The sequence below is a fragment of the Streptomyces sp. NPDC093598 genome, from assembly GCF_044764825.1.
In the GTDB taxonomy this organism is placed as follows: domain Bacteria; phylum Actinomycetota; class Actinomycetes; order Streptomycetales; family Streptomycetaceae; genus Streptomyces.
Map to the genome: position 1 here is coordinate 520,442 of NZ_JBIWIV010000001.1, position 25,282 is coordinate 545,723.

Below are 25,282 nucleotides of genomic sequence, written 5' to 3' on the forward strand. Positions count from 1 at the left end.
TGGCCGTATGAATGAGCTGATCCCTTTCACTCACGTCATCGGCGGCGAACGCCTCAGCGGACTGTCCACCGGCGCCGGTGAGCCGGCCCGGGCGACCGCCGTCCTGCTGCACGGCGCGGGCAACGGCAGCAAGGAGCGGCTGGTGCCGCTGCTGGCGGAGTTCGCCGCACACGGCTGCCACGCCCTCGCCTTCGACTTCTCGGGGCACGGGGAGAGCACCGGCCGGCTGCGGGAGCTGAGCCTGCGCCGCCGCTTCGAGCAGGCCGTCTCCGTCATCGACGCGCATGCGCGCCCGGACGGGCCGCTGGTCCTGGTCGGGTTCAGCATGAGCGGCCAGACGGTGGCCGATCTCGTCGGGCACTACGGGGACCGGGTGGCGGCCCTGGGGCTGTGCGCGCCGGCGGTGTACGCGGCCGAGGCGTGGGACGTGCCGTTCGGCGAGGGTGACGGGCGGTTCAGCGAGATCATCCGCAGGCCCGGGAGCTGGCGCGAGGCGCCCGCGCTCGATGTCCTGCGGGCGTTCGAGGGACGGGCGGTGCTCGCGGTGCCCGGCACGGACGAGGTCATCCCGCCCGCCGTGACGGAGGCCTGCTCACAGGCGCTGGCCCGGCGCGCGCAGTTCACCCACCGGGAACTGCCGGAGGCGGAGCACCGGTTGGGCCTGTGGTTTCGCGACCACCCCGAGGACCGGCGGGAGTTCGTCACCGCCGTTCTGACCGGGCTCGGCGAGCAGGGCTGGACGGCGACCCGCGCATGGGTGGCCAAGCAGCTCCCGGAGGACCGTACGGTGGCCACGTCGACATTTCTGAGCGGTGGCTGGAGCGCCCAGATGCGGCGGCTCACTCTCGACGACGGCACCGAGCTGGCGCTGCGGACGTTCGTGAAGCCCTTCTTCCGGCGGCACGCGCCCGGGCTGCTGGCCCGCGAGGCGGAGATTCTCACGCTGCTCGCGGAGCAGGAGGGTGTGCCGGCCCCCGAGTTGATCGGCGTGGACGCGACCGGCGAGCACTGCGACCATCCGTCCCTGTTGATGTCCGTACTGCCGGGCCGGGTCCGCGTCGACGAGGAGGAACTCGACGCGCGGGTGGATCTGCTGGCGGCCCAGCTGGCCCGGATCCACCGGGTCGTCCCCCGGGAGCGTCCGCGCGCGTACCAGCCGTGGACGTCGCCGGCGGCGGTCCCCCCGGGGTGGGAGCGGGCCGTGGACGTCATCCGCCGCCAACCCCCGCCCTACGACGGCTGCTTCCTGCACCGGGACTTCCATCCCGGCAACGTCCTGTTCACGGGTTCGGGGGCCGGCCTGCGGGTCAGCGGTGTCGTCGACTGGGTGGAGACCTCGTGGGGGCCTGCCGACCTCGATGTCGCCCACTGCTCGACGGCGCTCGCGCTGCTGCACGGGCCGGAGTACGGCCTCGGTTTCCGGGAGCGCTACGAGGCCCTGGGCGGGCGGCGCCCGGCCGACGGCCCGGAGCACCTGTACTGGCGGCTGCTCGACGCCCTGGCCTACGTCCCCGACGCGGCGAAGCTGGCGGGGCCGTGGCGGGAGCTGGGCCGGACCGATCTGACGCCCGAGGTGCTGGGCGAGCGGCTGGAGGTGTACGTGGCGGAGCTGCTGAGGCGGTACTCCTGAGGGTTGACGACCTGATTGTCAGTGGCGTCCGCGATGATGCAGTCGGGTCGGGGGACGTGACGAGTGGAGGCCGTCATGGGTGCACAGCGGTTCATCGGCGTGGCGGAGCGGCGGGCCCGGCTCGCGCTGCGGCAGCGGCTGGCCGGGCAGGCCCGGGCGGAGGCGCCCGAGGAGGTCGCCGGTGCACTGGTCGCGCTGCACGGCACGGACCCGGCGACGGTGTATCTGGCCGTGGGCGCGCGGCTCGCGGACCCTGCCGAGACCGTGGAGGAGACCGGGCGGGCCCTGTACGAGGACCGTTCCCTGGTGCGGATGCACGGCATGCGGCACACGGTGTTCGTGTTCCCCACCGAGCTGACCGCCGTCGTGCACGCCTCGACGGGTCTGGCGGTCGCCGCCCGGGAGAGGGCCGCGCTGCTCAAGCACATGGCGACGGCCGGGGCGCCGGACGCGGCCTGGCTGAAAGAGGTCGAGGAGTCGACGCTGGCGGCGCTCGCCCGGCGCGGGCAGGCGACGGCGGCCGAACTCGCCCAGGACGAGCCGCGCTTGCGCGAGCAGTTCGTGTACGCGGCCGGGAAGAGCTACGAGGGGACGCACACGGTCTCGACCCGGCTGCTGAAGGTGCTGGGCGTCGAGGGGAAGGTCGTGCGCGGCCGGCCGCTCGGCTCCTGGACGTCCAGCCGGTTCCGCTGGGCCGTGGCACCCCACCATGCCGAGCTGGACACGGCCGGGGCGCAGGCGGAGCTGCTGAGACGGTGGCTCGCCGCGTGCGGTCCGGCGACCGAGGCCGATCTGACGTGGTGGACGGGGTGGCGCGTGACGGATGTCCGCAGGGCCCTGGCCGCGATCGGGGCGGAGCCGGTGTCGCTCGACGGGGGCCCGGGGTACGTGGCCGAGGGCGACACCAACCCGGTTCCCGCGCCCGACGAGCCCTGGGCCGCGCTGCTGCCCGGACTCGACCCTACGGCGATGGGGTGGCGGCAGCGCGACTGGTATCTCGCCCCGGAGCTGCGGCCCCGGTTGTTCGACGGCAGCGGCAACGTCGGGCCGACGGTGTGGTGGAACGGACGGGTGGTCGGCGGCTGGGCCCAGCGGCCGGACGGGGAGATCACCTGGCGGATCCTCGACGAGGAGGGCATCGGCCGGGAGGCCCTCGCCGCGATCGAGGCGGAGGCGGAGCGGCTGGCCGGGTGGCTGGGGACGACCAGGATCACGCCGCGTTTCCGCACGCCACTGGAGAAGGAGCTGGCGGCGGGCTGAGGAGCGGCGGCAGGCGCCGAGGACGCTGAAGGCCGCCCTCGTCGGCATCGCCCGGCCGCCGCTCGGCCGGCCGGCGTCCGGGACGGGCGACGCCGGTCACGCCCGCCGTGGGCCTCCGTTCCTCAGCCGGGGCTCGCCCGCGTTCCGCACGTACACCCCCGCGCTCGCGGCCGTCGCCGCCGCCTCGGCGGCCCGGTCGGCCGTGGCCTCGTCGAGCCGGCCGCCGCTGATCAGCAGGTGGTAATAGAGAGGGGCGGAGACAGCGCGGACCACCTCGTGCGCGTCGGTGCCCTCGGGCACCTCGCCCCGGTCGACGGCCTGCCGGACACAGGGGGCCCACTCCCGGACGCGGATGTCGTAGAAGCGGTGCAGCGCTGCGGCCGTCTTCCCGTCACCGGTGGCGGCGGCGATCAGCGCCTTGAACAGCGGCCCCTGCCGGGGGTCCGTCAAGGTCCGCTGCACGAGCCGGGCGTTGGCCGTCAGGTCGCCGAGCAGTGAGCCGGTCTCGGTGCGCGGCGCGGACTGCTCGGCCATGTCCTCCAGGAGGTCCGCCACCAGACCGGTCACGGTTCCCCAGCGCCGGTAGACGGTCGTCTTCCCCACCCCGGCGCGGCGCGCGATGTCGGCCAGGTCGAGCCCGGTGAAGCCCTGCTCGGTCAGGGCGTCCTCGGCGGCCCGCAGCACCGCCTCCCGCACCCGCGCCGTGCGCCCACCGGGCCGGACGGTCCCCGGCTCCCCTCCATCAGCCATAACGGCACTCCTGTTCCATTAGCGGCTCCGCCCTGCTACCTTAGTGACAGCTAACAGAACCATAGACCCGTTAAGGCGGGATCACTCCCGAAAGGGGCCCGAGATGGAATACAGGCGGTTGGGCGCGTCCGGACTCATGGTCCCCGCGCTGAGCTTCGGAGCCGGCACCTTCGGCGGGCGGGGCCCGCTCTTCGGCGCCTGGGGCACGACCGACGCGCAGGAGGCGCGCCGGCTGGTGGACATCTGTCTGGATGCGGGGATCACGATGTTCGACACCGCCGACGTCTACTCCGCCGGCGCGTCCGAGGAGGTGCTCGGGGAGGCGATCAGGGGCCGTCGTGACCAGGTGATCGTCTCCACCAAGACGAGCCTGCCGATGGGCGACGGACCGGGTGACGCGGGCTCCTCCCGCTCCCGCCTGATCCGCGCCTGCGAGGCCGCGCTGCGCCGGCTGGGCACCGACTACCTCGACCTGTTCCAGCTCCACGCCTTCGACGCCGGGACACCGGTCGAGGAGGTGCTGGCCACGCTCGACTCGCTGGTGCGGGCGGGCAAGGTGCGCTACACCGGCGTCTCCAACTTCTCCGGCTGGCAGGTGATGAAGTCCCTCGCGGCCGCGGAGCGGCACGGTCACCCGCGCTATGTGGCCCACCAGGTGTACTACTCCCTCATCGGCCGCGACTACGAGTGGGAGCTGATGCCGCTCGCCCTCGACCAGGGCCTCGGCGCGATCGTCTGGAGCCCGCTCGGCTGGGGGCGCCTCACCGGCAAGGTCCGCCGCGGCACACCGCTCCCGCCCGACAGCCGCCTGCACCGCACCGCCGACTACGGCCCGCCCGTCTCCGACGAGCACCTCTACGGCGTCGTCGACGCACTGGACGAGATCGCGGAGGAGACGGGCAGGGCGGTGCCGCAGATCGCCCTCAACTGGCTGCTTCAGCGGCCGAGTGTGTCCTCCGTCCTCATCGGCGCCCGCGACGAGCGGCAGTTGCGCCAGAACCTCGGCGCCGTCGGCTGGAGCCTCACTCCCGAGCAGGTGGCGAAGCTCGACGCGGCGAGCCACCGCCCGGCGCCGTACCCCTACTTCCCCTACGAGCGGCAGGAGGGCTTCGCCCGCCTGAACCCCTCGGTGCTCGCGGCTCCCGGCCGGGCGGCATGAGCGAGCGCCGGGCACCCCGCGGTTCGGGGCACCCGGCGCTCGGCTCGGAGGGGCTCAGCGGGCGTAGCGCATGAACGCCCGCACCATGTGGCACGTCGTGTCCGACGGCGGGTGGACGCCGATCAGTTCCGCCGCGTCGCGGATCGTCTCGTTGCGGGCCTGGTTCGGCATGTAGACGCCCGAGTCGAGCAGGGCGATGGCGAGGCGCATCGCCTTGAGGCGGCGGTTGTGCGTCACGTACCACTCGCGGGGCCGGCCCGGCGGCAACGGCCGCTTCTCCACGGGCACGTAGGGCAGGTCGAGCAGGACGGGACGCTTCGCGGTGGACTGGGTGGGCAACGGCTTCGACTTCAGGGCGGCAGCGGGCACAGGCATCCTCCTGTCGCGGTCGGGCGGCTCACCGAAGACGTCGGCATCTTCGGCGCCACCCTCGAACACTGCTTACAGTTTACCGCCCGGCACTGACAACGGGGAGTGCGAAGAGGCCGACAAACGCGCAGGTAGATCTGGGAATTGACATTGCGTCACGGCAGGTCCGCCAGGGGCGGGAGGGACACCAGGAAATCGAACAAGACGGTCGGTGCGTACCGTGTGCACATGGAGATCTGGATCAATCCCGCGTGTTCGAAGTGCCGCAGCGCCCTGACCCTGCTCGACGCCGAGGGCGCCGACTACACCGTCCGTCGCTACCTGGAGGACGTGCCGAGCGAGGACGAGATCCGCGGCGTGCTCGAGCGCCTCGGTCTCGAACCCTGGGACATCACCCGCACCCAGGAGGCCGACGCCAAGGAGCTCGGGCTCAAGGAGTGGCCGCGGGACGCCGGTTCGCGCGATCGCTGGATCACGGCGCTCGCCGAGCACCCGAAGCTGATCCAGCGCCCGATCATCACCGCGGACGACGGCACCGCGGTGGTCGGCCGCACCGACGAGGCCGTGCGGGACGCCCTGTCGCGCTGACGGTGGGACATCCCCCCTGTGGCGCAGGTCACTTCAGTGACTCCTGTAACCGCTGAGTAACCTCGTTCGGTATCTCGTACATAGCGGCGTACGCTCCCCTACCTCTTCAGGAGGCGCGCATGTCGCGCAGGAGAACTCTCGGCACGAAGAAGAAGATCGCGCTGCTGGTGAGCGCGGCGACGGTGGCGGGAGGCGGGGCCTTCGTCATGGCGAGCACGTCGAACGCCGCGCCGACCCCCAAATCGGCGTCGGAGTCGACGGTCTGCCTGGGCCTGGCCACCGCCCTCGGCAACAACCAGAAATTCATCGCGGACCAGCGGGCCAACCCGGACGCGCAGTCCGGGGCGCGGATCGCCAACCGCGAGGCGGTCGTCGCGGAGATCAAGCGGAAGCAGGAGGCGTCGGGGTGCGCTGTCGGGGAGTCGGCTCAGGACTCCCAGACCGCGCAGCCGTCGCAGCCCGCCCAGCCGGCTCAGCCTTCGGATCCCGCACAGCCGGCGCAGCCCTCACAGCCCCCCGAGTCCGCCCCCGCGGGGAACCAGGGCGGCGGTGCGGCCTCGGGCCAGCAGGTGTGCAACGGCTCCACGGTCACGCTCTCCGGCGAGGGCGGTGCGCCTGCCGCGTCCAGCAACCAGTTCCCGGCCGGCACGAAACTGAAGGTCACCAACCTGGACAACAACAAGTCCACGACGGTGGAGGTCACTTCGGTCTCCGGCAGCTGCGCGCTGCTCAACAACGCGGCCTTCGAACAGGTCCGTGAGCCCGGCAAGTTCCTGATCCGCCGGGCCCTGATCGAGAAGGTGGGGTGAGGCGTACGACCGAGTGAACAGCTAGAGGAGGCGGCGGCCACCCCCTCGGCCGCCCCTCGTACGTGTCACCGGTCCTGCCGCCCCCGGCCAGGGGCGGCAGGACCGGCGCGTCCGGGCCGTGCGGCGCCGGTCACCGGCTCGACGGAGGGGAGCCGGTGACCGGCGCCGCACCGGCAGCACCTCCTCACGGCGTGAAGTGCGGCACAGCGTCACCAGGTAACACGGGGTTCACATTCGAGCAATGGCCGGGAAATCGCCTGTTGCCAGGCTGCCGGGCAGCAGACGCGGCGCATCGGTGCCGCAGCGCCGCAGCACCCGCGATACGCGCCCAGACACACCCCGAAGGATGTGGCCCGTGACCTTCAAGGCTGAGTACATCTGGATCGACGGCACCGAGCCGACGGCCAAACTGCGTTCCAAGACCAAGATCATCGCGGGCTCCCCCGCCGGTCTCGACGCGCTGCCGATCTGGGGCTTCGACGGGTCGTCCACCAACCAGGCCGAGGGCCACTCCTCGGACTGCGTCCTCAAGCCGGTCTTCACCTGCCCGGACCCGATCCGCGGTGGCGACGACATCCTGGTGCTCTGCGAGGTCCTGAACATCGACCTCACCCCGCACCCCAGCAACACCCGTGCGGCGCTGGCCGAGGTCGCGGAGAAGTTCGCGGCGCAGGAGCCGATCTTCGGCATCGAGCAGGAGTACACGTTCTTCAAGGACGGCTACCCGCTCGGCTTCCCCAAGGGCGGCTTCCCGGCCCCGCAGGGCGGCTACTACTGCGGTGTCGGCGCGGACGAGATCTTCGGCCGTGACGTCGTCGAGGCCCACCTCGACAACTGCCTGAAGGCCGGGCTCGCCATCTCCGGAATCAACGCCGAGGTCATGCCCGGCCAGTGGGAGTTCCAGGTCGGTCCGGTCTCCCCGCTGGAGGTCTCCGACCACCTGTGGGTGGCCCGCTGGCTGCTCTACCGCACCGCCGAGGACTTCGACATCGCCGCCACCCTCGACCCCAAGCCGGTCAAGGGCGACTGGAACGGCGCCGGTGCGCACACCAACTTCTCCACCAAGGCGATGCGCGAGAGCTACGACGCGATCATCACCGCGGCCGAGTCGCTCGGCGAGGGCTCCAAGCCGCTCGACCACGTCAAGAACTACGGCGCCGGCATCGACGACCGCCTGACCGGTCTGCACGAGACCGCCCCGTGGGACAAGTACTCCTACGGCGTCTCCGACCGCGGCGCCTCGGTCCGTATCCCGTGGCAGGTCGAGAAGGACGGCAAGGGCTACATCGAGGACCGCCGTCCGAACGCCAACGTCGACCCGTACGTGGTGACCCGTCTGCTCGTCGACACCTGCTGCTCGGCGCTGGAGAAGGCCGGCCAGGTCTGACTCCCGCACGTTCCCGACGAGGCGCTCACCGTTCGCGGTGGGCGCCTCGCTTCGTCTGCCGCGACGTCGTGGCTTGTCGCGCAGTTCCCCGCGCCCCTGACGGGGGCGGTTGTCCAAGCAGTGAGAGGAGGGTCCCCGTGCGGGATCAGCTCTGCTTCAATGGAGCCATGGCCAGCTACCGGAAGTGCACCGCGACGGGTCGCCATGACCTCGAGCCCTTCTGGCCGTCCCGCCAGGACCACGACTTCGACCGGGTGTGTTGCCGCGCGATGAACGCGCCGGCCCTCTAAAGCCGTACACCCGGCCTTCGGCCAGCGCGAACCGCGTACGTCCCTCGGCGAGCCCGACCACGAATCGCGGCCGTCGACCTCCCCGACGAACTCCTCGCGCGAAAGAGCTGACCTCTCATGGCGACCACTCGTTCCCTGTCCACCGCCACTCCCCTCGACTCCCCCGTGCCGCAGAGCCCTCGGCATCGGCTGCGTGCCGTCGACCGGGACGAGGTGGTGACGGTCGCGGACCTGCTGCCGCCGGGTGCCACCTGGCTGCCGGCGCCGCAGCACACCCTGCCCGTCCTGCCGGGGCAGCCGCCGATGATCGGCTACCTGGTCCTCGTACCGGCCGACCAGCAGCCGCCGTTCCCGGTGTCGGCGCCGGACCGGCCACAGGCCGTCGGCCCGGAGCCCCGGGCCGAGCCGGGCGGCGAGCCGCTGATCCGCGTCGACACCGTGCAGCGCACCGCCCAGGTGGCCGGGCGGCCGCTCGACCTCACCTACCTGGAGTTCGAGCTGCTGGCCCACCTGGTGGCGCACCCGGGCCGGGTGCACACCCGCGACCAGCTGGTCGGCACGGTGTGGGGCTACGGGCACGTGGGCGACGGCCGCACGGTCGACGTCCACGTCGCCCGCCTGCGCCGCAAGCTGGGCGTGGAGCACCGCGACACGATCCGCACCGTGCGCCGCGTCGGCTACAAGTACGTGCCGCCGAAGGCGCACTGAGGCCCGCCCCCGCCCCGCCCCGCCCCCTCGCGTCGCGTCTGCTGACAGCAGATCCACGTTCCGTCCCCTGGCCCCATCGGGCACAGTCACCGGCATGAGGCTTCTGATGCTGGGTGGGACGGAGTTCGCGGGGCGGGCCGTCGTGGAGGCGGCGCTGGGTCGGGGCTGGGAGGTGACCGTCTTCCACCGGGGGCGGCACGACGCGCCGCCGGGCGTGCGGTCGCTGCTCGGCGACCGCACCGCACCCGGCGGCCTGGCCGCCCTCGCCGACGACCCGGGCGAGTGGGACGTCGTCGTCGACACCTGGTCGGCGGCGCCCCGCGCGGTGCGGGACACGGCGCGGCTGTTGCGGGGCCGCGCCGACCGGTACGTGTACGTGTCGAGCTGCTCGGTGTACGCGTGGGCCCCGGCCGCCGGGTACGACGAGGACGCGCCCCTGGTGGAGGGGGCGTCGGCGGACGCGGAGCAGACCGCGTACGCGCAGGACAAGCGGGGCGGTGAGCTGGCCGTGCTGGACGCCTTCGGCGCGGACCGGTCGGCGCTCGTACGGTCCGGGCTGATCCTCGGCCCGTACGAGAACGTCGGCCGGCTGCCCTGGTGGCTGGGCCGGACGGCGCGCGGGGGGCCGGTGCTGGCGCCGGGCCCGCGTGAGCTGCCCCTCCAGTACGTGGACGTCCGTGACCTGGCCGAGTGGATCCTGCACGCGGCCGAGCGGGAGCTGAGCGGGCCGTTCAACCTGATGAGTCCGCAGGGGCACGCCACCATGGGCGAGTTGCTGGACGCCTGCGTACGGGTCACCGGCGGTGCGGCCGAGCTCCGGTGGACCGAACCCGACGTGATCCTCCAGGCGGGCATCGAGCCGTGGACCGAGCTGCCCGTGTGGGTGCCGCCGGGCAGCGACCTGCACGACGCCCTGCACAGCGCGGACGTCTCCCGGGCGGTCGGGGCCGGACTGGTCTGCCGGCCCGTCGAGGAGACCGTCGCGGACACCTGGCGGTGGCTCCAGGACATCGGCGGCACGGCACCCCAGCGCCCGGACCGGACGCGGAAGGGGCTCGCCCCGGAGGTGGAGGCGAGGGTGCTCGCGGCCGGCCGGGGTGGGAACGGTGTAGCCAGCACCACCCCCTGACCGGGGTGGCCGGCCCAGTGACCCGCGCACTGCGCTCGGCGAGACTGACGCCATGACCATCGACACCAAGAGCGGCAACGGGCGGACGACAGGGCGGGGCATCGGGCTCGCCGCGGTGCGGGGGCTGGCGCTGGCCCTCGTCTCGCTGCCGGGGGCGGTGCTGTGCTTCTGCCTGTCCCTGGTCTCGATCGCGCTCATCCCGATCGGGGTCGGGCTCGTCACCACCCCGTACGTGCTGACGGGGGTGCGGGCGTTCGCGAACTGGCGGCGGGTACTCGCCGCGGAGTGGGGCGGGGTGCGGATCCCCCCGGCGTACCGGCCGCTGCCGAAGGGCGCCAACCCCTGGACACGTACCTTCGGGATGCTGAGCGACCCGGCGACGTGGCGGGACCTGCGGTGGCTGCCGGTCGACATGACCGCCGGGTTCGTCACGGCGCTGCTCCCGGCGGTGCTGCTCCTCTATCCGCTGGAGGGGTTCGCGATCGCGGCCGGGCTGTGGCGGGTGTTGGACGGTGCAGACGGGTACTGGTACGGCTTCGTGCGGGTCCACGACCAGACGTCCGCGTTCGGCGCGGCGGCCCTGGGCCTGGTCCTGCTCTTCTTCGCGCACTTCCTCACCCCGCGCCTGCTGGACGTCCACTTCCGGCTCACCCGGGCCGTCCTCGGCTCGAACCAGGGCGAACTGGCCGAGCGGGTACGGGTGCTGACCGAGACGCGGCGGGACGCGGTCGACACCTCCGCCGCCGAACTGCGGCGCATCGAACGGGACCTGCACGACGGTGCCCAGGCCCGCCTGGTGGCGGTCGGCATGGACCTCGGCACCATCGAGGCGCTCCTCGACAAGGACCCGGCCCGGGCCAGGGAGCTGATCGCGCAGGCCCGGAAGTCCTCGGTGGAGGCGCTGTCCGAACTGCGCGAGCTGGTGCGGGGCATCCACCCGCCGGTCCTCGCCGAACGCGGCCTGGCAGACGCCGTACGGGCGCTGGCGCTGCGGCTGCCGGTGGCCACCGAGGTGAGCGTGGACCTGCCCGGGCGGGCCGGGGCGCCCGTGGAAGCGGCCGTGTACTTCGCCGTGAGCGAGGTGCTCACCAACGCCGTGAAGCACTCGGGCGCCGACCGGATCTGGATCGACCTGCACCACACCGACGGCATGCTGCGGGCGACCGTCACGGACAACGGAAAGGGCGGTGCGGAGATCGGGGCCGGCTCGGGGCTGGCCGGGGTCGAGCGGCGACTGGGTACATTCGACGGCGTCCTGGCCGTCAGCAGTCCCGCGGGCGGCCCCACCATGGTCACCATGGAGATCCCTTGCGCGTAGTCCTGGCCGAAGATCTCTTCCTGCTGCGCGACGGACTCGTCCGGCTGCTCCAGGCGCACGGCTTCGAGATCGCGGCGGCCGTCGAGTCCGGACCCGAACTGGCCGCCGCGCTGGCCGAGCTGGACCCGGACGTCGCCGTGGTCGACGTCCGCCTGCCGCCCACGCACACCGACGAGGGCCTGCAGTGCGCGCTCGACGCCCGCCGGAAGCGGCCCGGGCTGCCGGTGCTGGTGCTCTCCCAGCACGTGGAGCAGCTGTACGCGCGTGAGCTGCTCGCCGACGGCAGCGGTGGGGTCGGCTACCTGCTGAAGGACCGGGTGTTCGAGGCCGAGCAGTTCGTGGACGCCGTACGGCGGGTCGCCGCCGGTGGTACGGCGATGGATCCGCAGGTCATCCAGCAGTTGCTGGCGCGGCAGTCGGGCGACGACCGGCCGCTGGCGCGGCTGACGCCCCGGGAGCGGGAGGTGCTGGAACTGATGGCGCAGGGCCGGTCCAACGCGGCGATCGCCGGGAAGCTGGTCGTCACGGAACGGGCGATCGCCAAGCACACCGCGAACATCTTCGCCAAACTGGGACTGGAGGTCTCGGACGACGACAACCGCCGCGTGCTGGCGGTTCTCGCCTATCTCGACCACGGCCGGTGAAACCGGACCCGCCCCTTCACCCACCGTGGGTGATCCAGAACTCCCGGTGCCACAGGGGCTGTTGAGGACACGGAGTCCTCACGAATCTCGCATCAATTTCCAGGACCTCTGAACACCCGTGGGACGGCCTCCGTATGGAAGGGAGCCGCTTCACTCCTGTCGGGCGCCTCGATGCCCCCGAAAAAGGAAGTCAGAGGAGTTCCATGGGACGCAACACAAGAAAACGCCGTACGCCGCTGGCCACCAAGGCCATTGCCGCATCGGCGGCCCTAGCGCTCGGTGGGGGCGGGCTGATCTGGGCAAACTTCTACGCCTCGGCGCACGAGGAGAACTCGGCGAACCAGACGAAGTCCGCGGGCGCGCAGATCGCCACGATCCAGTGCCCGGACGTGGGACAGAAGCTGACCGACGTGCCGGACGGTGCTCGCCAGGGGGTGGACAAGGAGCTGGCCAACCTCGACAAGCAGATCAGCGAGGCCTACACCCGTCTGGCCTCCACGCGCCAGGCCCAGGCCGGTGACCCGGGCTTCGTCAACAACGCCATCCTCGGCCCGCTGAAGTCGAAGCGGACCGCGGTCATCGACCGGATCGGCATCAACATCCGGCGGGTGGGCGGACAGGCCCCGGGCAATCTCGAGCAGCTCGCCGAGTGCCAGGGCATGGCAGCCGACGTCGACACCAACGACGGCCAGGCCGGGGGCGGACAGAACAACGACGGCCAGAACGACGGCGGTCAGGACCAGGGTCAGGACAACGGCGGCCAGGACCAGGGTCAGGACAACGGCGGCCAGGACAACGGGCAGGGCCAGGGCGGCGGCAACGGCGGGCAGGCCGGCAACGGCCCGGTGGCGGACGACTTCATCAACATCGAGGACGTCCAGCCCAACTCCCGCAACCTGCCGAACGGCCTCGCCGCGAACGGCGACGGCGGTTCCACGGGTACGTTCACCACGAACTGCGGCACCAACGAGAACGAGAACCGCAACTCGGACAACGTGATCGTGGCGCCCGGTGTCTCCAACGGTGCTCAGCACCAGCACGACTACGTCGGCAACCAGAGCAACAACGCCTTCGCGAGCGACGAGGACCTGGCGAACGCCGACACGACCTGCCAGAACCAGGGCGACAAGTCCTCGTACTTCTGGCCGGTGCTCCGTATCCAGGACGGTTCGAACGACATCGACGCGGGTCAGCCCGGCGGTGGCCAGGACGGCAACGTCGGCAAGATCGTCGAGCCGGCCGAGGCGCAGCTGAAGTTCGTCGGCAACCGCACCAGCGACGTCGTCGCGATGCCGAAGGCCCTGCGCATCATCACCGGTGACGCCAAGTCCCTCACCAACGGCCTGAACAACGCCAACACCTCGTGGAGCTGCACCGGCTTCGAGGACCGGCAGGTGACGGACAAGTACCCGCTCTGCCCCGAGGGCAGCTCCGTGGTCCGGACGTCCAACTTCCAGAGCTGCTGGGACGGCCAGAACATCGACAGCGCCAACCACCGCACCCACGTGGACTTCGTGGAGGCGGACGGCAGCTGCTCGAACGGCTTCAAGGCCATCCCCCAGCTCCAGGTCCGCCTGGTCTACGACGTCCAGGCGCCGCAGATCAACAACGGGCAGGTGCAGAACGCCTTCGCGGTGGACTCCTTCCCGGAGCAGCTGCACAAGGCGATCACCGACCACAACGACTTCATCAACTTCTTCGACGAGAACCTGATGAACGAGATGGTCCAGTGCATCAACAACGGCGAGGACTGCCAGTAGTCCCGGTCCGGTAGAGCGGCGGAAAGCCGGCGGTGGGAATTCCACCGCCGGCTTTCCGCTGCTCCGGGCCGCGCGCTCAGCCGTGGTGGCTGCCGCCGCCGTCGTGAGGGCCCTTGTTGTGGCTGCCACCGGGGTTCATGTGCTCGGAGCCCTCCTCCATGGTCCCGCCGAGGGTGCCCTGCAGCGCCGTGACCGTCTTCTGCTGTCCGACCGCGACCCACTTGCGGCCGACGAGGTAGTAGCCGCCGTAGTCCTTGGCGCTGTTCAGCCACTCGCGCTGGCCGCGGTCGGTGGCGAAGGTGGCGAGGACGTACTTCTCCTTGCCCTTCTTGCAGAGGGCCTGGCGGATGGTGTCCGCGTCGGTCTGCATGTTCGGCTTGCAGTCGGCCTCGGCCGCGATGTGCTCCAGGCTGCCCGTCACCGCCTCGGGAACGGCCGCCTCGTCCTTGTCGCCGGCTCCGCCGCAGCCGGTCAGCGCCAGTATCGCCACCGCGCCGCTCAGCGCGAGCATCGGTCGGGTCACCCTCATCTGTTCCTCCGGTCCTTGTCACGGCACGGTCCTTGTCACGGCACGGTCCGGACGCATGCCGCACGGAGCCCCGGCAAGAGCTCTCGCCTTCGATACGGCTGCGGGGCCCTGCGTGCTCAAATTCCGCTGCCGCGGTGTGCACTCCTGTGCGAAGGTGGGTTGGTGGATCAGGACTGGGAAGACCGTGTGGCCGCCCTGTGGGACCGCTTCGACGACTACGCCGAGACGGAAGAGGACGAGGCCCGCTTCCGCGCCGACGTCGACGCCCTCGTCGCCGAGCTGCCGGAGGGCAGTCCGCACGGCCCCTTCGAGCAGGCCTGCGCCTGGGATTCCACGGGCCGCTCCGACAAGGCGGTCCCCCTCTACCAGGAGGCGCTCAGACTCGGCCTGGCCGACGTCAGCCCCTACAAGGCCCGCCGGACGAAGATCCAGCTGGCCAGCTCGCTGCGGAACATCGGGCGGGCCGAGGAGGGCGTCGCCCTGCTGACACCCGAACTGGTCGCGCCGTCCGACGAGCTGGACGACCCCGTACGCGCCTGCCTCGCCCTGTGTCTGTCGAGTCTCGGCCGCGACCGGGAGGCCCTGGCGCTGGCCCTGGGGGCCCTGGCCCCGCATCTGCCGCGCTACCAGCGGTCCATGGCGAACTACGCCCGTCTGCTCGTGGAGCCCGGGGAGCACCCGGGGGCGTGACGCTCCGCTTCCAGGTGACCATCCACCGATTCGCTCGTTCTGCTGAACGTGCAGTCACAGGATGTCGCCCAGCGCCCCGCACCCCCCTCCCCCGCCGGCCCGGTCGTCGACGTCGAGCAGGCCGAGGCCGCGCTCGTCGAGCACTACCCGCGGCTCGTCCGGCTGGCCTACCTGGTGCTGCCACCCGGACTGGGCCGCAGCCGCCGCGTCCTGACCGCGCACGCCCTCACCCAGCGGGCACTCCCCCGCAACCGCACGCCGGCCCCGGTGATCCCGGCCCAGTCCACCGGCCGGGACGGCGATCCGGGCTACGCCCTGGTCCGTCTCCAGGTGCTGCGCACGGCACTGGAGGCCGGTCTGCCGCTGAAGGCGAAGGCATGGCCCAAGAGGTCCCAGCTGCCGCCGCTGCTGCCGCAGGTGTGGGGCCTGAAGCTGTTCCCGCGCTCCGGCGGCGCCGACGAACTCGCCCTGGACCAGCGGCTGTCCACCCTGTCGGGCCCGGCCCGCGCCGCGTACGCGCTGCGCGGGCTGGAGCGGCTCACGGACGACGGGGTGTGCAAGGTACTCGCGGCCGCGGGCGTCGCCGACCCGGAAGGTGCGGTGCTGGAGGCCGACGGGGTCCCCGCCCGGTACGGGCTGCTCGACTCCCCCGAGTTCGACCCCTGCTCGCTCCAGGCCCGGCCCACCGACCTGATGCGCCGCCGCCAGCACCTGAAGGCCGCACTGGCCGCCGGTGCCGCCCTGCTGGTGTGCGGGGCGCTGCTCGGCCTGCCCGGTGAGGGCTGGGGCCCCGACGGCGCCGCGGCACCCCCGTATGCGCAGAACCCGGCGGCGCAGGCCGCCCTGGACCCGGGGAAGCTGACCCGGGTCCCCCCCGCCGCGTGGCGCGGCTCGGCGCGCACCGACTTCTCCGTGTGGCCGGCCCGCGGCGACCGCACCGGCGACAAGGAACTGCTGCGCCGCGCGCTGGCCGTGTGGGCCCGCCCCGGCGAGACGGTGCAGGTGTCGGCGACGCCCGGCACGCCCTCCGGCGGCCCGGCCGGACCGCCCCAGCTGCTGTACGCGGGGACGGTCGACGCGGCGCGCGTGGTGATCCTCCACGACGGTCTGCGCATCGCCCGGTACGCCGAGCCCAAGGACGGCACGCAGGGCGCCGCCCTGGACTTCGCCCGGGTCGACGGCGCCGACCGGGCCGAGGCGGGCGCGGTGGTCCTGAGCCGGTCCGACGGCAACGTCCGGTACCTGACGGCGCCTTGGGTGGAGAAGGCGGGCGAGCGGGACCTGATGAAGCCGGGCTCCGGCGCGATGGACCTCACGCTCACCGACGGTGTGACCGCACCGCTGGCCAGTCCGGCCCTGCGGTCCGGCCCCTGCACCTCGTGGAACGTGCTGCACCTGACCGACGGCACCGGGACACGGCTGCTGACCGACCTCGGCGAACTGGTCCCGGCCCGGCTCACCACCGGACGGCCCGGCTCCCCCGGCGAGGTGTCCGGTGCCGCGGCGCTGCGCACCTGGCGGCCGTTCGCCTGCTCGCTGGGCACGCTGCGCTCGGCGGGGGTGCGGAGCGTCAACGCCTGGGCGTTCAACAGGCAGCCGCTGCCCGACGCGAGCGGCTCGGCCGCGTGGGTGTGCACCCGGGCCGAGACCTGGCGGGGCGGCGGGGCGCGGGTGCTGGCGCAGTTCCACACGCCGGGCGGGGCGTACGGGGCGGTGGCGGCCAAGGCCCAGAACGTCCCGGCGTGCGGGGCGCGCGACCCGCATGTGCTGGCCGGGGTGCTGTGGAAGTCGAAGGGCGGCGACTGGTACCTGCTGGCCGCCGGCAGCCGCGGGACCGCGTCGATCCGGGCGACGGGCGCAGTGGACGGGGCCTCGCAGAGCAGTCTGCTGACCGTGCCGGCCGAGCAGGGAGCGCAGGCTCAGCTCAAGGGCACCCTGAAGGACGGGCGCTCGCTCGGCGGGCTGCGCTGACGGGCGGTTGACGTGCCCGCCCGGCGGCCTCGGGTGGACCCTCGCGATCGATCCGGCCCGTTCGAGGCCGGAATCGATCGGTAAGGTGTTCGTATGACTACCGGGGTTCGCCGCAGGATGGGAGTCGAGGAGCGGCGGCAGCAGTTGATCGGCGTCGCCCTCGAACTGTTCAGCCGCCGCTCTCCCGACGAGGTCTCCATCGACGAGATAGCGTCGGCCGCGGGCATTTCACGCCCATTGGTCTACCACTACTTTCCCGGCAAACTCAGCCTGTACGAGGCCGCGTTGCAGCGGGCCTCGGACGATCTGGCGGCCCGTTTCGTGGAGCCGCACGAGGGTCCGCTGGGGGCGCGGCTGCTGCGGGTGATGCGCCGCTACTTCGACTTCGTGGACGAGCACGGGCCCGGCTTCTCCGCCCTCATGCGCGGCGGCCCGGCGGTCGGTTCGTCGACGACCAACGCGCTCGTCGACTCCGTACGGCAGGCCGCGTATGTCCAGATCCTTTCGCACCTGGGTGTGACCGATCCACCCCCGCGCCTCGAACTGGTCGTGCGGTCCTGGATCTCGCTCGCCGAGTCGACGGCGCTGATCTGGCTGGACGGCCGGCGTATCCCGCGCGAGGAACTGGAGCCCCAGCTCGTCAACGACTTCGCCGCCCTCACCGCGGTGAGCGCCGCCTACGACGAGGAGATGGCCGCGTTGCTGCGCGACATCGTCAAGGACGAGCCGGCCGACGGCCCGTTCGCGCACCTGGCAGGCCGGCTCATCGCTCTGGCGAGCTGAGCGGGCTCAGCTCTCGAACTTCGCGTACGACGGGTCCAGGTCACGGACCTCGGCGGAGGCGTGCAGCGCCAGCCCCTCGGGCTGCTTCAGGTACGTCCGCAGCAACTCCAGCGCGGCCTCGGTGAGCCGGGCCTTGGTCTCGTCGGAGCGGCCGGCGAGCAGCGCGATGTGGATGTGCACATGGGCGTGCCCCTCGGCCTCGGGGCCGACCACGACGGACTCGGTCGGGCGGAACCGGCTCTTGCAGGCCGGCGGCTTCGCGGCCGCGATCTCGACCGTCGCCTCGTGCAGCGCCTTGGCGAATCCGGGCCGGTCGAAGTCGTCCGCGAGGTCGGCGGAATAGTCGACGGTGATCTGCGGCATCAGTACTCCTGTTCTAGGCCTGTGGGCTCACCTTAGACAGGCCCCAACCGCAGGGCCAGCATCGCGATGTCGTCCTCGCGGTCGTGGCCGAAGCAGCCCAGCAGCACGTCACAGAGGGTGTCGAGGCCGGCCGGGGCGTCGGCGGCGGCCGTGCGGAGCTGGTCCATGGAGGTCGTGATCGGGATGCCGCGGGTCTCGATGAGACCGTCGGTGACCATGAGCAGGCGGTCGGTGCGGTGCAGACGGCACTCGGTCGCCGGGGGCCGCCGCAGTCCCAGCCCGAGCAGCGGGCCGCAGGCGTCGGCGTACTCGGCGTCGCCGCCGTCGCGCAGGATCAGCGGCGGGATGTGCCCGGCGTTGGCGATCCGTACCCGCCCGCTGCCGGGGTCGACCAGCGCCAGGCACACGGTGGCCGTGACGTCGGGGTGGTACTGCTGGAGCATCCGGTCGAGCCGCGTGGCCAGCACGACCGGGTCGCTCTCGTCGACGCAGTAGGCGCGCAGGGCGTGGCGGATCTCGACCATGACGGTGGCCGCGTCCAGCGAGTGCCCGACGACGTCCCCGACCGCGGTGAGCACCCCGTCACGGGTGCGCAGGGCGGCGTAGAAGTCCCCGCCGATCTCGGTCTGCTCACAGGCGGGCACGTAGCGGACGACGATGTCGACGCCGGGCAGGTGCGGCAGCTTGTGCGGCCGGGGCAGGAAGCTGTGCTGGAGGGTGAGCGCGACATGCCGCTCCACCTGGTACATCAGCAGCGGTTCGGCGGCGAGCACGGTGGCCTGGGCGAGGCGGGCCGGCAGCCCGTCGTCCGCGGGGTCGCCGATCGCCGTACGCCGTACGGGCGTGGCGAGGCACACGGTGGTCCGGCCGTCCTGGGCCGTCGCCACGGTCAGGCGGGCGTCCTCCTCGACGCCCGGCCGGAAGATCCCGGCCGGCCACAGCGGCGCGGGGACGACGGTGGTGTGCACGCCGGTGCGGCCCTCCGCGAGCCGGGTGACCAGCCGTACCGCCGCCTGGTGGGCGCCGTCGTCCGCCGCCCCGGGGCGGCCCCGGGCGGTGCCGCGGTGCCACTCGCCGTCCGGGCCGATGACGAACACCACGGCGGGCGAGGCGGTGAGGGCCGCGGTGCCGTCGGCGGCCGCGGTGGCGAGTTCCTGCGGGCAGCGGGCCGCCTGCACGGTGATGACGGCCTCGGCCAGCAGCGTCAGCCGGTGGACGACGGTCTCGGCGCCCGTGGTGCGGCGCGCTCCGCGCACGGCGGCCCGGACGACGGCCTGGATCTCCAGCGGTTCGGCGGGCACGGTCAGATACGCGTCCCCGCCGGCGTCCAGTCCCCGGCACCGGTCGCCGGGTGCGGTGGCGGCGGCGGAGAAGTGGACCACGGGCAGCGCGGCCATGGGCGGTCGGGCCCGGACCCGGCGGCACAGTTCGAAGCCGCTCATGTCGGGCAGGCCCACGTCGACGAGGGCCACGTCGGGCAGGGTGCCGTCGCGCACCCGCACGTCGAGCTCGATGAGCGCCTCGCCCCCGCTGGCGACGGGCACGATCCGGTGGCCGGCCCGTTGCAGCACCGCGCCCATGGCGTACCGGCTGGCCGCGACGTCGTCCACGACCAGCACGGTGGTGCCGGGGCTGTGCTGTGTGCCGCTGGCGTCCATGTCGGCGGCCCCTCGGGGACGTACGGGGTGGGACGGGCCGTGGGTCACGGCCCGCCCCACTCAACGTAGTGCGCTATCCGGCGGTCCGGGTGAAGACGGCGACGGTACGCCCCGGAACGGCGAACGTGCCCGATTCAGCCGCGTAGGAGGAGGACTTGACGGTAGAGTCCGCGCCCGCCGCCTGCACCGGGTGCAGCCGGTAGGCGGTCCCGGCGACTGCGGGGACGCGCTGTTCCTGCCGCTGCGGCGTGGCGTTGAAGACGACGACGAGGTCACCGAGCCGCATGGTGATCACGCCGGGTGTCTCGTCCTTGCCGGACAGCGGGAAGGAGAGCCGGGACTGCACCTGCTCGGCCGTGCCGAGGGAGAAGTCCTTCTCGGTGCTCCGGATCCGCAGCAGGTCGCGGTAGGCCGCCGAGGTGCCCTCGATCTGCTCGCAGCCCACCGTGACCTTGCTCAGCAGGGGCTTGGCGTACGGCCACTTGGACGCGTTGTCGGCCGCCATGGGCAGTCCGCGGCCGAAGCCGTTGCCGTCCTCGCACCTCCAGTGGACGGCGTTGAACCAGTCGCCGCTGTCGTAGGAGTTGCGGTCCAGGGACTTGGAGCGCAGCAGGTCGGTGCCCGCCTGGGAGAGGGCCGGGCCCTGCGAGAGGGTGGCCGTCGCCATGGCCAGGACCTGCATCCGGGCCCGGTCGGACGCCGTCGTGTCCGCCGGCAGCTTGAAGGCGAGCGCGTCGAACAGGGACTCGTTGTCGTGCGCGTCGGCGTAGGCGAGGGCGTCGCCCGGGGCGTCGGCGTATCCCGCGGGGGCGCCGTTGTAGTCGACCTCGGAGCCCTTGACCTCCTTTCCGCTGGTGTCCGTGAACGTGAAGGCGCCCAGGTTGCCGGCCAGGCCCACCTTGACGAGGTCCTGGTAGTGCAGCAGGCGGGCCTTCTGCTCGGCCGGGGTGCCGTTGCTCTTCGAGGAGTTGGGTTCGGTGTACAGACCCGAGGCGAAGCCCTGGACGCCGGGGTCCTCGTCGAAGGGGCCGCCGCCGCGCACGGCGTCGCGGGCCCGGTCGGAGAAGGTGGCGATGCCGGTGCCGGCCATGTTCTTCTGCGTGGCCTGGACGAACCGGGCGTCGTCGGCGACCTCGCCGAAGTTCCAGCCCTCGCCGTACAGGATGATCTTCTTGCCGTCGACGCCGTCCTTCGCCGGGGTCAGCGCGTCGAGGGCCTCGCGGACCGCGAGGATGTTGGCCTTCGGGTGGTGGCCCATGAGGTCGAAGCGGAAGCCGTCGACCTTGTACTCCTTGGCCCAGGTGACGATCGAGTCGACGACCAGCTTGCCCATCATGGCGTTCTCGGTGGCGGTGTTGGCGCAGCAGGTGCTGTTCGCGACCGAGCCGTCGGCGAGGAGCCGCTGGTAGTAGCCGGGCACGATCCGGTCCAGGACGGAGGTGTCCGCCTGGCCGCTCGCGGCGGTGTGGTTGTAGACGACGTCCATGACGACCCGCAGGCCGTCGTCGTTCAGCGCCTTCACCATCCTGCGGAACTCGACCGTGCGGGTCGTGCCGTCCGGGTCGGTGGCGTAGGAGCCCTCGGGGACCGTGTAGTGGTACGGGTCGTAGCCCCAGTTGTAGGCGTCCTTCGCGGCGATCTTCCCTACGCACTCCTGCTGCTTGTCGGAGTCGGCCGGGTAGGAGGCCAGGTCGCACTCGGTCTTCGCCTGGTCGCCCTTCTTCTCCGGGATGGTGGCGATGTCGAAGGCGGGCAGCAGATGGACGTACGAGGTGCCCGCCTTCGCCAGCTCGCGCAGGTGCTTGGAGCCGTCACTGGCCTTGTCGGTGAAGGCGAGGTAGGTGCCGGGGTGCTTCGCCGTCCGGTCCTCCACGGAGAAGTCCCGGATGTGCAGCTCCTGGATCTGCGCGTCCCGCAGCGGCACGGCCTTCGGCTTGGTGTACGACGACCAGCCGGGCGGCTTCAGCGCCTTGTCGTCCAGGTCGGCGACGAGGCTGCGCTCGGAGTCGGCGGTGAGGGCGAGGGCGTAGGGGTCGGTGACCTTGTTGGTGACGATCTTGCGGACGCTGGGGGCCCAGACCTTCACGACGTACCGGTAGGGCTTGCCCTTCCAGGACTTCGGGCCGGTGACGGACCAGACGCCGGTGCCGGCGTCGCGCTTCATCGGGGCGGTGGAGCCACCGATCTCCAGGGACACCTGCTGCGCGGTCGGCGCCCACACGGACAGTGTGGGGCGGCCCTTGGGGAACGTCGGCCCCAGGTCGGCCTTGGTGGCGTCGTACAGGTCGTCGAGGACACCGGCGATCTGGACGCCGGTCGCCGCGAGCACAGCCCCGTTCGCGGCGTGCTGGGTGGCGACGACCTGGCCGCGCAGGGCCTCGCGGACCCGGTCGCGGTCGCGGGGGTCGACGGTCCAGGCGGTGTACTCCTTCAGATGCGGGAACTTCGCCTTCTGGGCGTCGGTCAGCTCGCTCTTCGACAGGCGCAGCCACTTCGCGTCACCGGTCAGGGCGCCGTCCCGCACCGCGATGGAGCCGTCGCGGGCGTAGAGCAGCTGGGTGGAGGCGGCGGCGTCGGAGCCGTTCCAGGCGAGGGTGTTCCGGTCGATCCAGACCGCCTTGGAGGTGGTCAGGTCGAGTGCGGCCGCGGAGCCGGCGGGCTGCGGGAGCAGGTACTTCTCCTGGCCGCTCACCAGCCACACCTCGTGGCCGTTCGCCTCGAGGTCGAGCGACTGGTCGGTGGGCAGGTCCTTCTCGTCGCCCTTGTGCAGGATGTAGCTGAGGCTGGTGGCTCCGTCGGTGAGCGGTACCTCGAAGACTGCGCCATAGGAATCAGTCTTGACCGGCTTCAGGGGGTTCGACCAGTCGGTGGGGTCGGCGGCGCCGGTCCAGACGTGCAGGCCCCAGCCGTCGTAGTTCCCGTCGGCCCGGTGGTAGTGCAGGACGGCCTTGCCCTTGTCGGGTGCCGGGTGGTCGGGGCGCTCGGTGGTGACCGTCTCCTTGCCCTGCTCTATCCAGATCTCGCCGGTCCTGGTGACGTCGATCGTGCGGTCGGCGGCGACGTCCTTGTTGCCGTCCTTGTCGATGACGAGGAAGCCGACGTTCGAGGCGCCGGGCTTGAGCTTGACCCAGGCGAAGGCGCCGTAGGCGTCACGGCCGGTGAAGGGGTGGCTCTCGGGCCACTCGGTGGCCTCGCCCTCGGCGAGGTCGCCCCAGGCGTACAGGCCCCAGTCGGCGTAGTCCCCGTCGGTGCGCTTGTAGTGGACGATGGCGTAGTCGCGGGAGGACGCGGTGGGCGGCTGAGGGGCGGGCGGGGTGCCGGTGGTGGAGGTGGCCAGGGCGCTCGTGGTGCGGCCGGCCGAGTCGATGACGACGGCCTTGTAGCGCAGGGCCGTGCCGGGCGCCACGTTCTTGCCGATGGTGTGGGTGACCTTGTACGGGGCGTGGTCGGCTGAGCCGAGGACCTGCCACTTTCCGTTGCCGGTCTGGGCGGCGAAGACGACCCGGTTGAGCTGTCCGCCGTCGACGTCCGCGGAGACCTCCGCCGTGCCGGTGGCGCCGGCGGCCGGGGCCTTCAGGGTGAGCTTCGGCGCGGTGGCGGGCTCGGCGAGCTTTCCGGACGCCTTGAGGACGATCGCCGAGCGGGCCGGGACGGTGACGGTGAGCTTCTTGTCGCCGTCGCTCTTCAGGGTGGCGTCGGTGCCGTGGACGCCCTTGAAGGTCATGCCGGCCGAGCCGGTGGGGAAGGTCGCGGTCTTCTTCTCGCCGGCGTTGTTGAAGGCGACGACGTACTCGGTGCCGGTCTTGGCGTCCGTGCGGGAGAAGGCGTAGACGCCCGGGCCGTCGGCCGCGTACCGCTCCTGCTGGACGCCGTCGGCGAGGGCCGGGTTGGCCTTCCGCAGCTTGGCGAGAGCGCTGATCCGGCGGTAGAGCGGCGCCTGCGTGTCGTAGGCGTCCTCGGCGTGGGTGCGGTCGGTGCCGATCCGGTCGTCGTCGAGATAGTCGGCGGTGCGCGAGGCGAACATGGTCTGCCGGGCGTCCTTGTCACCGCCCGGGCCGGCGAAGCCCTGCTCGTCGCCATAGTAGACGACGGGGTTGCCCCGGCTGAGGAACATCAGCTCGTTGGCGAGCTTGTCCTTGGCGAGGATCTCGGCGTCGGTGGCCTTGGGGTTGTCCTGCTTCAGGAACGCCCCGATCCGGCCCATGTCGTGGTTGCCGAGGAAGGTGACCTGCTCGTACGCGTTCGCCTTGCCGGTCGTGTACTTGTGGTCGTCGCCGAAGACACCCGCGAGCTTCCGGGCGCTGCCGCCCTGCGAGGCGTACTGGCGGGCCGCCTCCTGGAAGGGGAAGTCGAGGGTGGCGTCGAGCCGGCCCTGGGTGACGTAGGGGGCGGTGACGGACGTGTCGGCCGAGTAGACCTCTCCGAACATGAAGAAGTCGTCCCGGCCCCGCTGGGCGGCGTACGCGTCGAGGGCGGTGGCCCACTGCGTCCAGAACTCCATGTCGACGTGCTTCACGGTGTCGATCCGGAAGCCGTCGATGTCGAAGTCCCGCACCCAGCGCTGGTAGATCTTCTCCATGCCGCTGACGACCTCGGGCCGCTCGGTCCACAGGTCGTCGAGCCCGGAGAAGTCGCCGTGGGTGGAGCTCTCACCGGCGAAGGTGGAGTCGCCGCGGTTGTGGTACATCGCCGGGTCGTTGAGCCAGGACGGGACCTTGACGTTCCTCTTCGCCGCGGGGACGGTCGGCGTACGCGGGAAGGAGCCTTCGTCGACCGGCGGGAACCGCTTCGTGCCGTCCGCGTGGTCGGCGTCGTCGAAGGGCACGCCGTCCTTCGTCAGGTACGGGAACGCCCCCTTGGAGAGGTAGTCGTACGACTTCTCCTCGTAGTCGACGACGTCCGCCGTGTGGTTGGTGATGACGTCGAAGAAGACCTTCATGCCCTTGTCGTGGGCCTTGTCGATGAGGGTCTCGAGGTCCTTGTTGGTGCCGAAGTGCGGGTCGACCCGGGTGAAGTCGGTGATCCAGTACCCGTGGTAGCCGGCCGACGCGTTCGCCCCGGTGCCCTGCACGGGCTGGTTCTTGAAGATCGGGGCCATCCACAGGGCGGTGGTGCCCAGGCCCTTGATGTAGTCGAGCCTCTTGGTCAGGCCCTTGAGGTCGCCGCCCTGGTAGAAGCCCTTGTCGGTGGGGTCGTAGCCGGTGGTGAGGCGGGAGCCGGTCAGGCCGCCCTTGTCGTTGCGCGGATCGCCATTGGCGAAACGGTCCGGCAGGACGAAGTAGAACTGCTCACGGGTGGCGTCGTGCCGGGCTGGCTCGGCTGCCAGCCTGGCGTCGGACGGAGGCGCCGGCGGGGTGGCCGCCCCGGCGGCGAGCGGCTGGACGAGTGCTGCGGTCAGCGCGGTCGCCATGACCGCAGCGACCCGTCCGGCACGGGCGGTTCGGCGCCTTGCGGGCGCACGCCATCTCGGTATCACTGACGTGGACT

The 25,282-nt window shown here is 72.0% G+C and carries 21 protein-coding genes; 15 read left to right on the forward strand and 6 right to left on the reverse strand.

Going from position 1 to position 25,282, the window contains the following annotated elements:
• The first annotated feature begins 7 nt into the window (after positions 1 to 7).
• Both ACIRDU_RS02405 and ACIRDU_RS02410 read left to right on the forward strand, forming a co-directional pair.
• Positions 8 to 1,630, forward strand: coding sequence for an alpha/beta fold hydrolase (locus ACIRDU_RS02405; RefSeq protein WP_403573261.1), 1,623 nt, complete (start codon positions 8 to 10; stop codon positions 1,628 to 1,630).
• A gap of 75 nt (positions 1,631 to 1,705) precedes the next feature.
• A complete protein-coding gene (locus tag ACIRDU_RS02410) occupies positions 1,706 to 2,890 on the forward strand; it encodes a winged helix DNA-binding domain-containing protein (RefSeq protein WP_403573263.1) in 1,185 nt (394 codons plus the stop codon).
• Positions 2,891 to 2,986: 96 nt separating this feature from the next.
• Here the strand turns inward: ACIRDU_RS02410 and ACIRDU_RS02415 are convergent, their stop codons facing one another.
• Positions 2,987 to 3,640, reverse strand: coding sequence for a TetR/AcrR family transcriptional regulator (locus tag ACIRDU_RS02415; RefSeq protein ID WP_403573266.1), 654 nt, complete (start codon positions 3,638 to 3,640; stop codon positions 2,987 to 2,989).
• A gap of 103 nt (positions 3,641 to 3,743) precedes the next feature.
• Here ACIRDU_RS02415 and ACIRDU_RS02420 point away from each other — a divergent pair, with 103 nt between their 5' ends.
• Positions 3,744 to 4,799 (forward strand): aldo/keto reductase, encoded by a 1,056-nt coding sequence (locus ACIRDU_RS02420; protein WP_403573269.1) that lies wholly within the window; start codon positions 3,744 to 3,746, stop codon positions 4,797 to 4,799.
• A 54-nt stretch (positions 4,800 to 4,853) separates the two neighbouring features.
• Here the strand turns inward: ACIRDU_RS02420 and ACIRDU_RS02425 are convergent, their stop codons facing one another.
• A complete protein-coding gene (locus ACIRDU_RS02425; protein WP_403573272.1) occupies positions 4,854 to 5,168 on the reverse strand; it encodes a hypothetical protein in 315 nt (104 codons plus the stop codon).
• Positions 5,169 to 5,396: 228 nt separating this feature from the next.
• Here ACIRDU_RS02425 and ACIRDU_RS02430 point away from each other — a divergent pair, with 228 nt between their 5' ends.
• From ACIRDU_RS02430 to ACIRDU_RS02470, 9 genes are all read left to right on the forward strand, one after another.
• Positions 5,397 to 5,756: an arsenate reductase family protein gene (locus ACIRDU_RS02430; RefSeq protein ID WP_175432171.1), complete on the forward strand. Its 360-nt coding sequence runs from the start codon at positions 5,397 to 5,399 to the stop codon at positions 5,754 to 5,756.
• A gap of 119 nt (positions 5,757 to 5,875) precedes the next feature.
• The gene (locus ACIRDU_RS02435; RefSeq protein WP_403573276.1) at positions 5,876 to 6,565 is read left to right on the forward strand and encodes a hypothetical protein; all 690 of its coding nucleotides are present in this window, start codon (positions 5,876 to 5,878) and stop codon (positions 6,563 to 6,565) included.
• A 355-nt stretch (positions 6,566 to 6,920) separates the two neighbouring features.
• Positions 6,921 to 7,952: a glutamine synthetase gene (gene glnII / locus ACIRDU_RS02440; RefSeq protein WP_403573279.1), complete on the forward strand. Its 1,032-nt coding sequence runs from the start codon at positions 6,921 to 6,923 to the stop codon at positions 7,950 to 7,952.
• A 167-nt stretch (positions 7,953 to 8,119) separates the two neighbouring features.
• Complete coding sequence (locus ACIRDU_RS02445; RefSeq protein WP_403573281.1) at positions 8,120 to 8,242, forward strand: hypothetical protein; 123 nt, start codon at positions 8,120 to 8,122, stop codon at positions 8,240 to 8,242.
• Positions 8,243 to 8,359: 117 nt separating this feature from the next.
• On the forward strand, positions 8,360 to 8,950 hold the full coding sequence (locus ACIRDU_RS02450; RefSeq protein WP_403573284.1) for a winged helix-turn-helix domain-containing protein: 591 nt from the start codon (positions 8,360 to 8,362) through the stop codon (positions 8,948 to 8,950).
• Positions 8,951 to 9,044: 94 nt separating this feature from the next.
• The gene (locus tag ACIRDU_RS02455) at positions 9,045 to 10,079 is read left to right on the forward strand and encodes an SDR family oxidoreductase (protein ID WP_403573287.1); all 1,035 of its coding nucleotides are present in this window, start codon (positions 9,045 to 9,047) and stop codon (positions 10,077 to 10,079) included.
• Between the two features lie 52 nt (positions 10,080 to 10,131).
• Positions 10,132 to 11,397 carry a sensor histidine kinase gene (locus ACIRDU_RS02460; RefSeq protein WP_403573289.1) on the forward strand — a complete coding sequence of 422 codons (1,266 nt, stop codon included), beginning with the start codon at positions 10,132 to 10,134 and terminating at the stop codon, positions 11,395 to 11,397.
• Positions 11,388 to 12,041, forward strand: coding sequence for a LuxR C-terminal-related transcriptional regulator (locus ACIRDU_RS02465; RefSeq protein ID WP_403573291.1), 654 nt, complete (start codon positions 11,388 to 11,390; stop codon positions 12,039 to 12,041). The genes ACIRDU_RS02460 and ACIRDU_RS02465 overlap by 10 nt, the downstream gene beginning before the upstream one ends.
• Before the next feature lie 203 nt (positions 12,042 to 12,244).
• Positions 12,245 to 13,801 (forward strand): DUF1996 domain-containing protein, encoded by a 1,557-nt coding sequence (locus ACIRDU_RS02470; protein ID WP_403573294.1) that lies wholly within the window; start codon positions 12,245 to 12,247, stop codon positions 13,799 to 13,801.
• Between the two features lie 76 nt (positions 13,802 to 13,877).
• On the opposite strand, the gene ACIRDU_RS02475 is transcribed toward ACIRDU_RS02470, so the two are convergent.
• The gene (locus ACIRDU_RS02475; protein WP_403573297.1) at positions 13,878 to 14,330 is read right to left on the reverse strand and encodes a hypothetical protein; all 453 of its coding nucleotides are present in this window, start codon (positions 14,328 to 14,330) and stop codon (positions 13,878 to 13,880) included.
• Positions 14,331 to 14,492: 162 nt separating this feature from the next.
• Between ACIRDU_RS02475 and ACIRDU_RS02480 the strand changes: the two genes are divergently transcribed.
• The 3 genes from ACIRDU_RS02480 (at position 14,493) to ACIRDU_RS02490 (ending at position 17,774) form a co-directional block, all read left to right on the forward strand.
• On the forward strand, positions 14,493 to 15,020 hold the full coding sequence (locus ACIRDU_RS02480) for a tetratricopeptide repeat protein (RefSeq protein ID WP_403573300.1): 528 nt from the start codon (positions 14,493 to 14,495) through the stop codon (positions 15,018 to 15,020).
• 48 nt (positions 15,021 to 15,068) lie between these two features.
• Positions 15,069 to 16,991 (forward strand): hypothetical protein, encoded by a 1,923-nt coding sequence (locus ACIRDU_RS02485; RefSeq protein ID WP_403573303.1) that lies wholly within the window; start codon positions 15,069 to 15,071, stop codon positions 16,989 to 16,991.
• Positions 16,992 to 17,084: 93 nt separating this feature from the next.
• The gene (locus tag ACIRDU_RS02490; protein WP_403573306.1) at positions 17,085 to 17,774 is read left to right on the forward strand and encodes a TetR/AcrR family transcriptional regulator; all 690 of its coding nucleotides are present in this window, start codon (positions 17,085 to 17,087) and stop codon (positions 17,772 to 17,774) included.
• Between the two features lie 6 nt (positions 17,775 to 17,780).
• Here the strand turns inward: ACIRDU_RS02490 and ACIRDU_RS02495 are convergent, their stop codons facing one another.
• The 3 genes from ACIRDU_RS02495 to pulA form a co-directional block, all read right to left on the reverse strand.
• Positions 17,781 to 18,137, reverse strand: a complete 357-nt coding sequence (locus ACIRDU_RS02495) for a 5-carboxymethyl-2-hydroxymuconate Delta-isomerase (protein ID WP_403573310.1) — start codon at positions 18,135 to 18,137, stop codon at positions 17,781 to 17,783.
• Between the two features lie 32 nt (positions 18,138 to 18,169).
• The gene (locus ACIRDU_RS02500; RefSeq protein WP_403573313.1) at positions 18,170 to 19,795 is read right to left on the reverse strand and encodes a SpoIIE family protein phosphatase; all 1,626 of its coding nucleotides are present in this window, start codon (positions 19,793 to 19,795) and stop codon (positions 18,170 to 18,172) included.
• Positions 19,796 to 19,868: 73 nt separating this feature from the next.
• The gene (pulA, locus tag ACIRDU_RS02505) at positions 19,869 to 25,271 is read right to left on the reverse strand and encodes a pullulanase-type alpha-1,6-glucosidase (RefSeq protein ID WP_403573316.1); all 5,403 of its coding nucleotides are present in this window, start codon (positions 25,269 to 25,271) and stop codon (positions 19,869 to 19,871) included.
• Positions 25,272 to 25,282 lie beyond the last annotated feature (11 nt).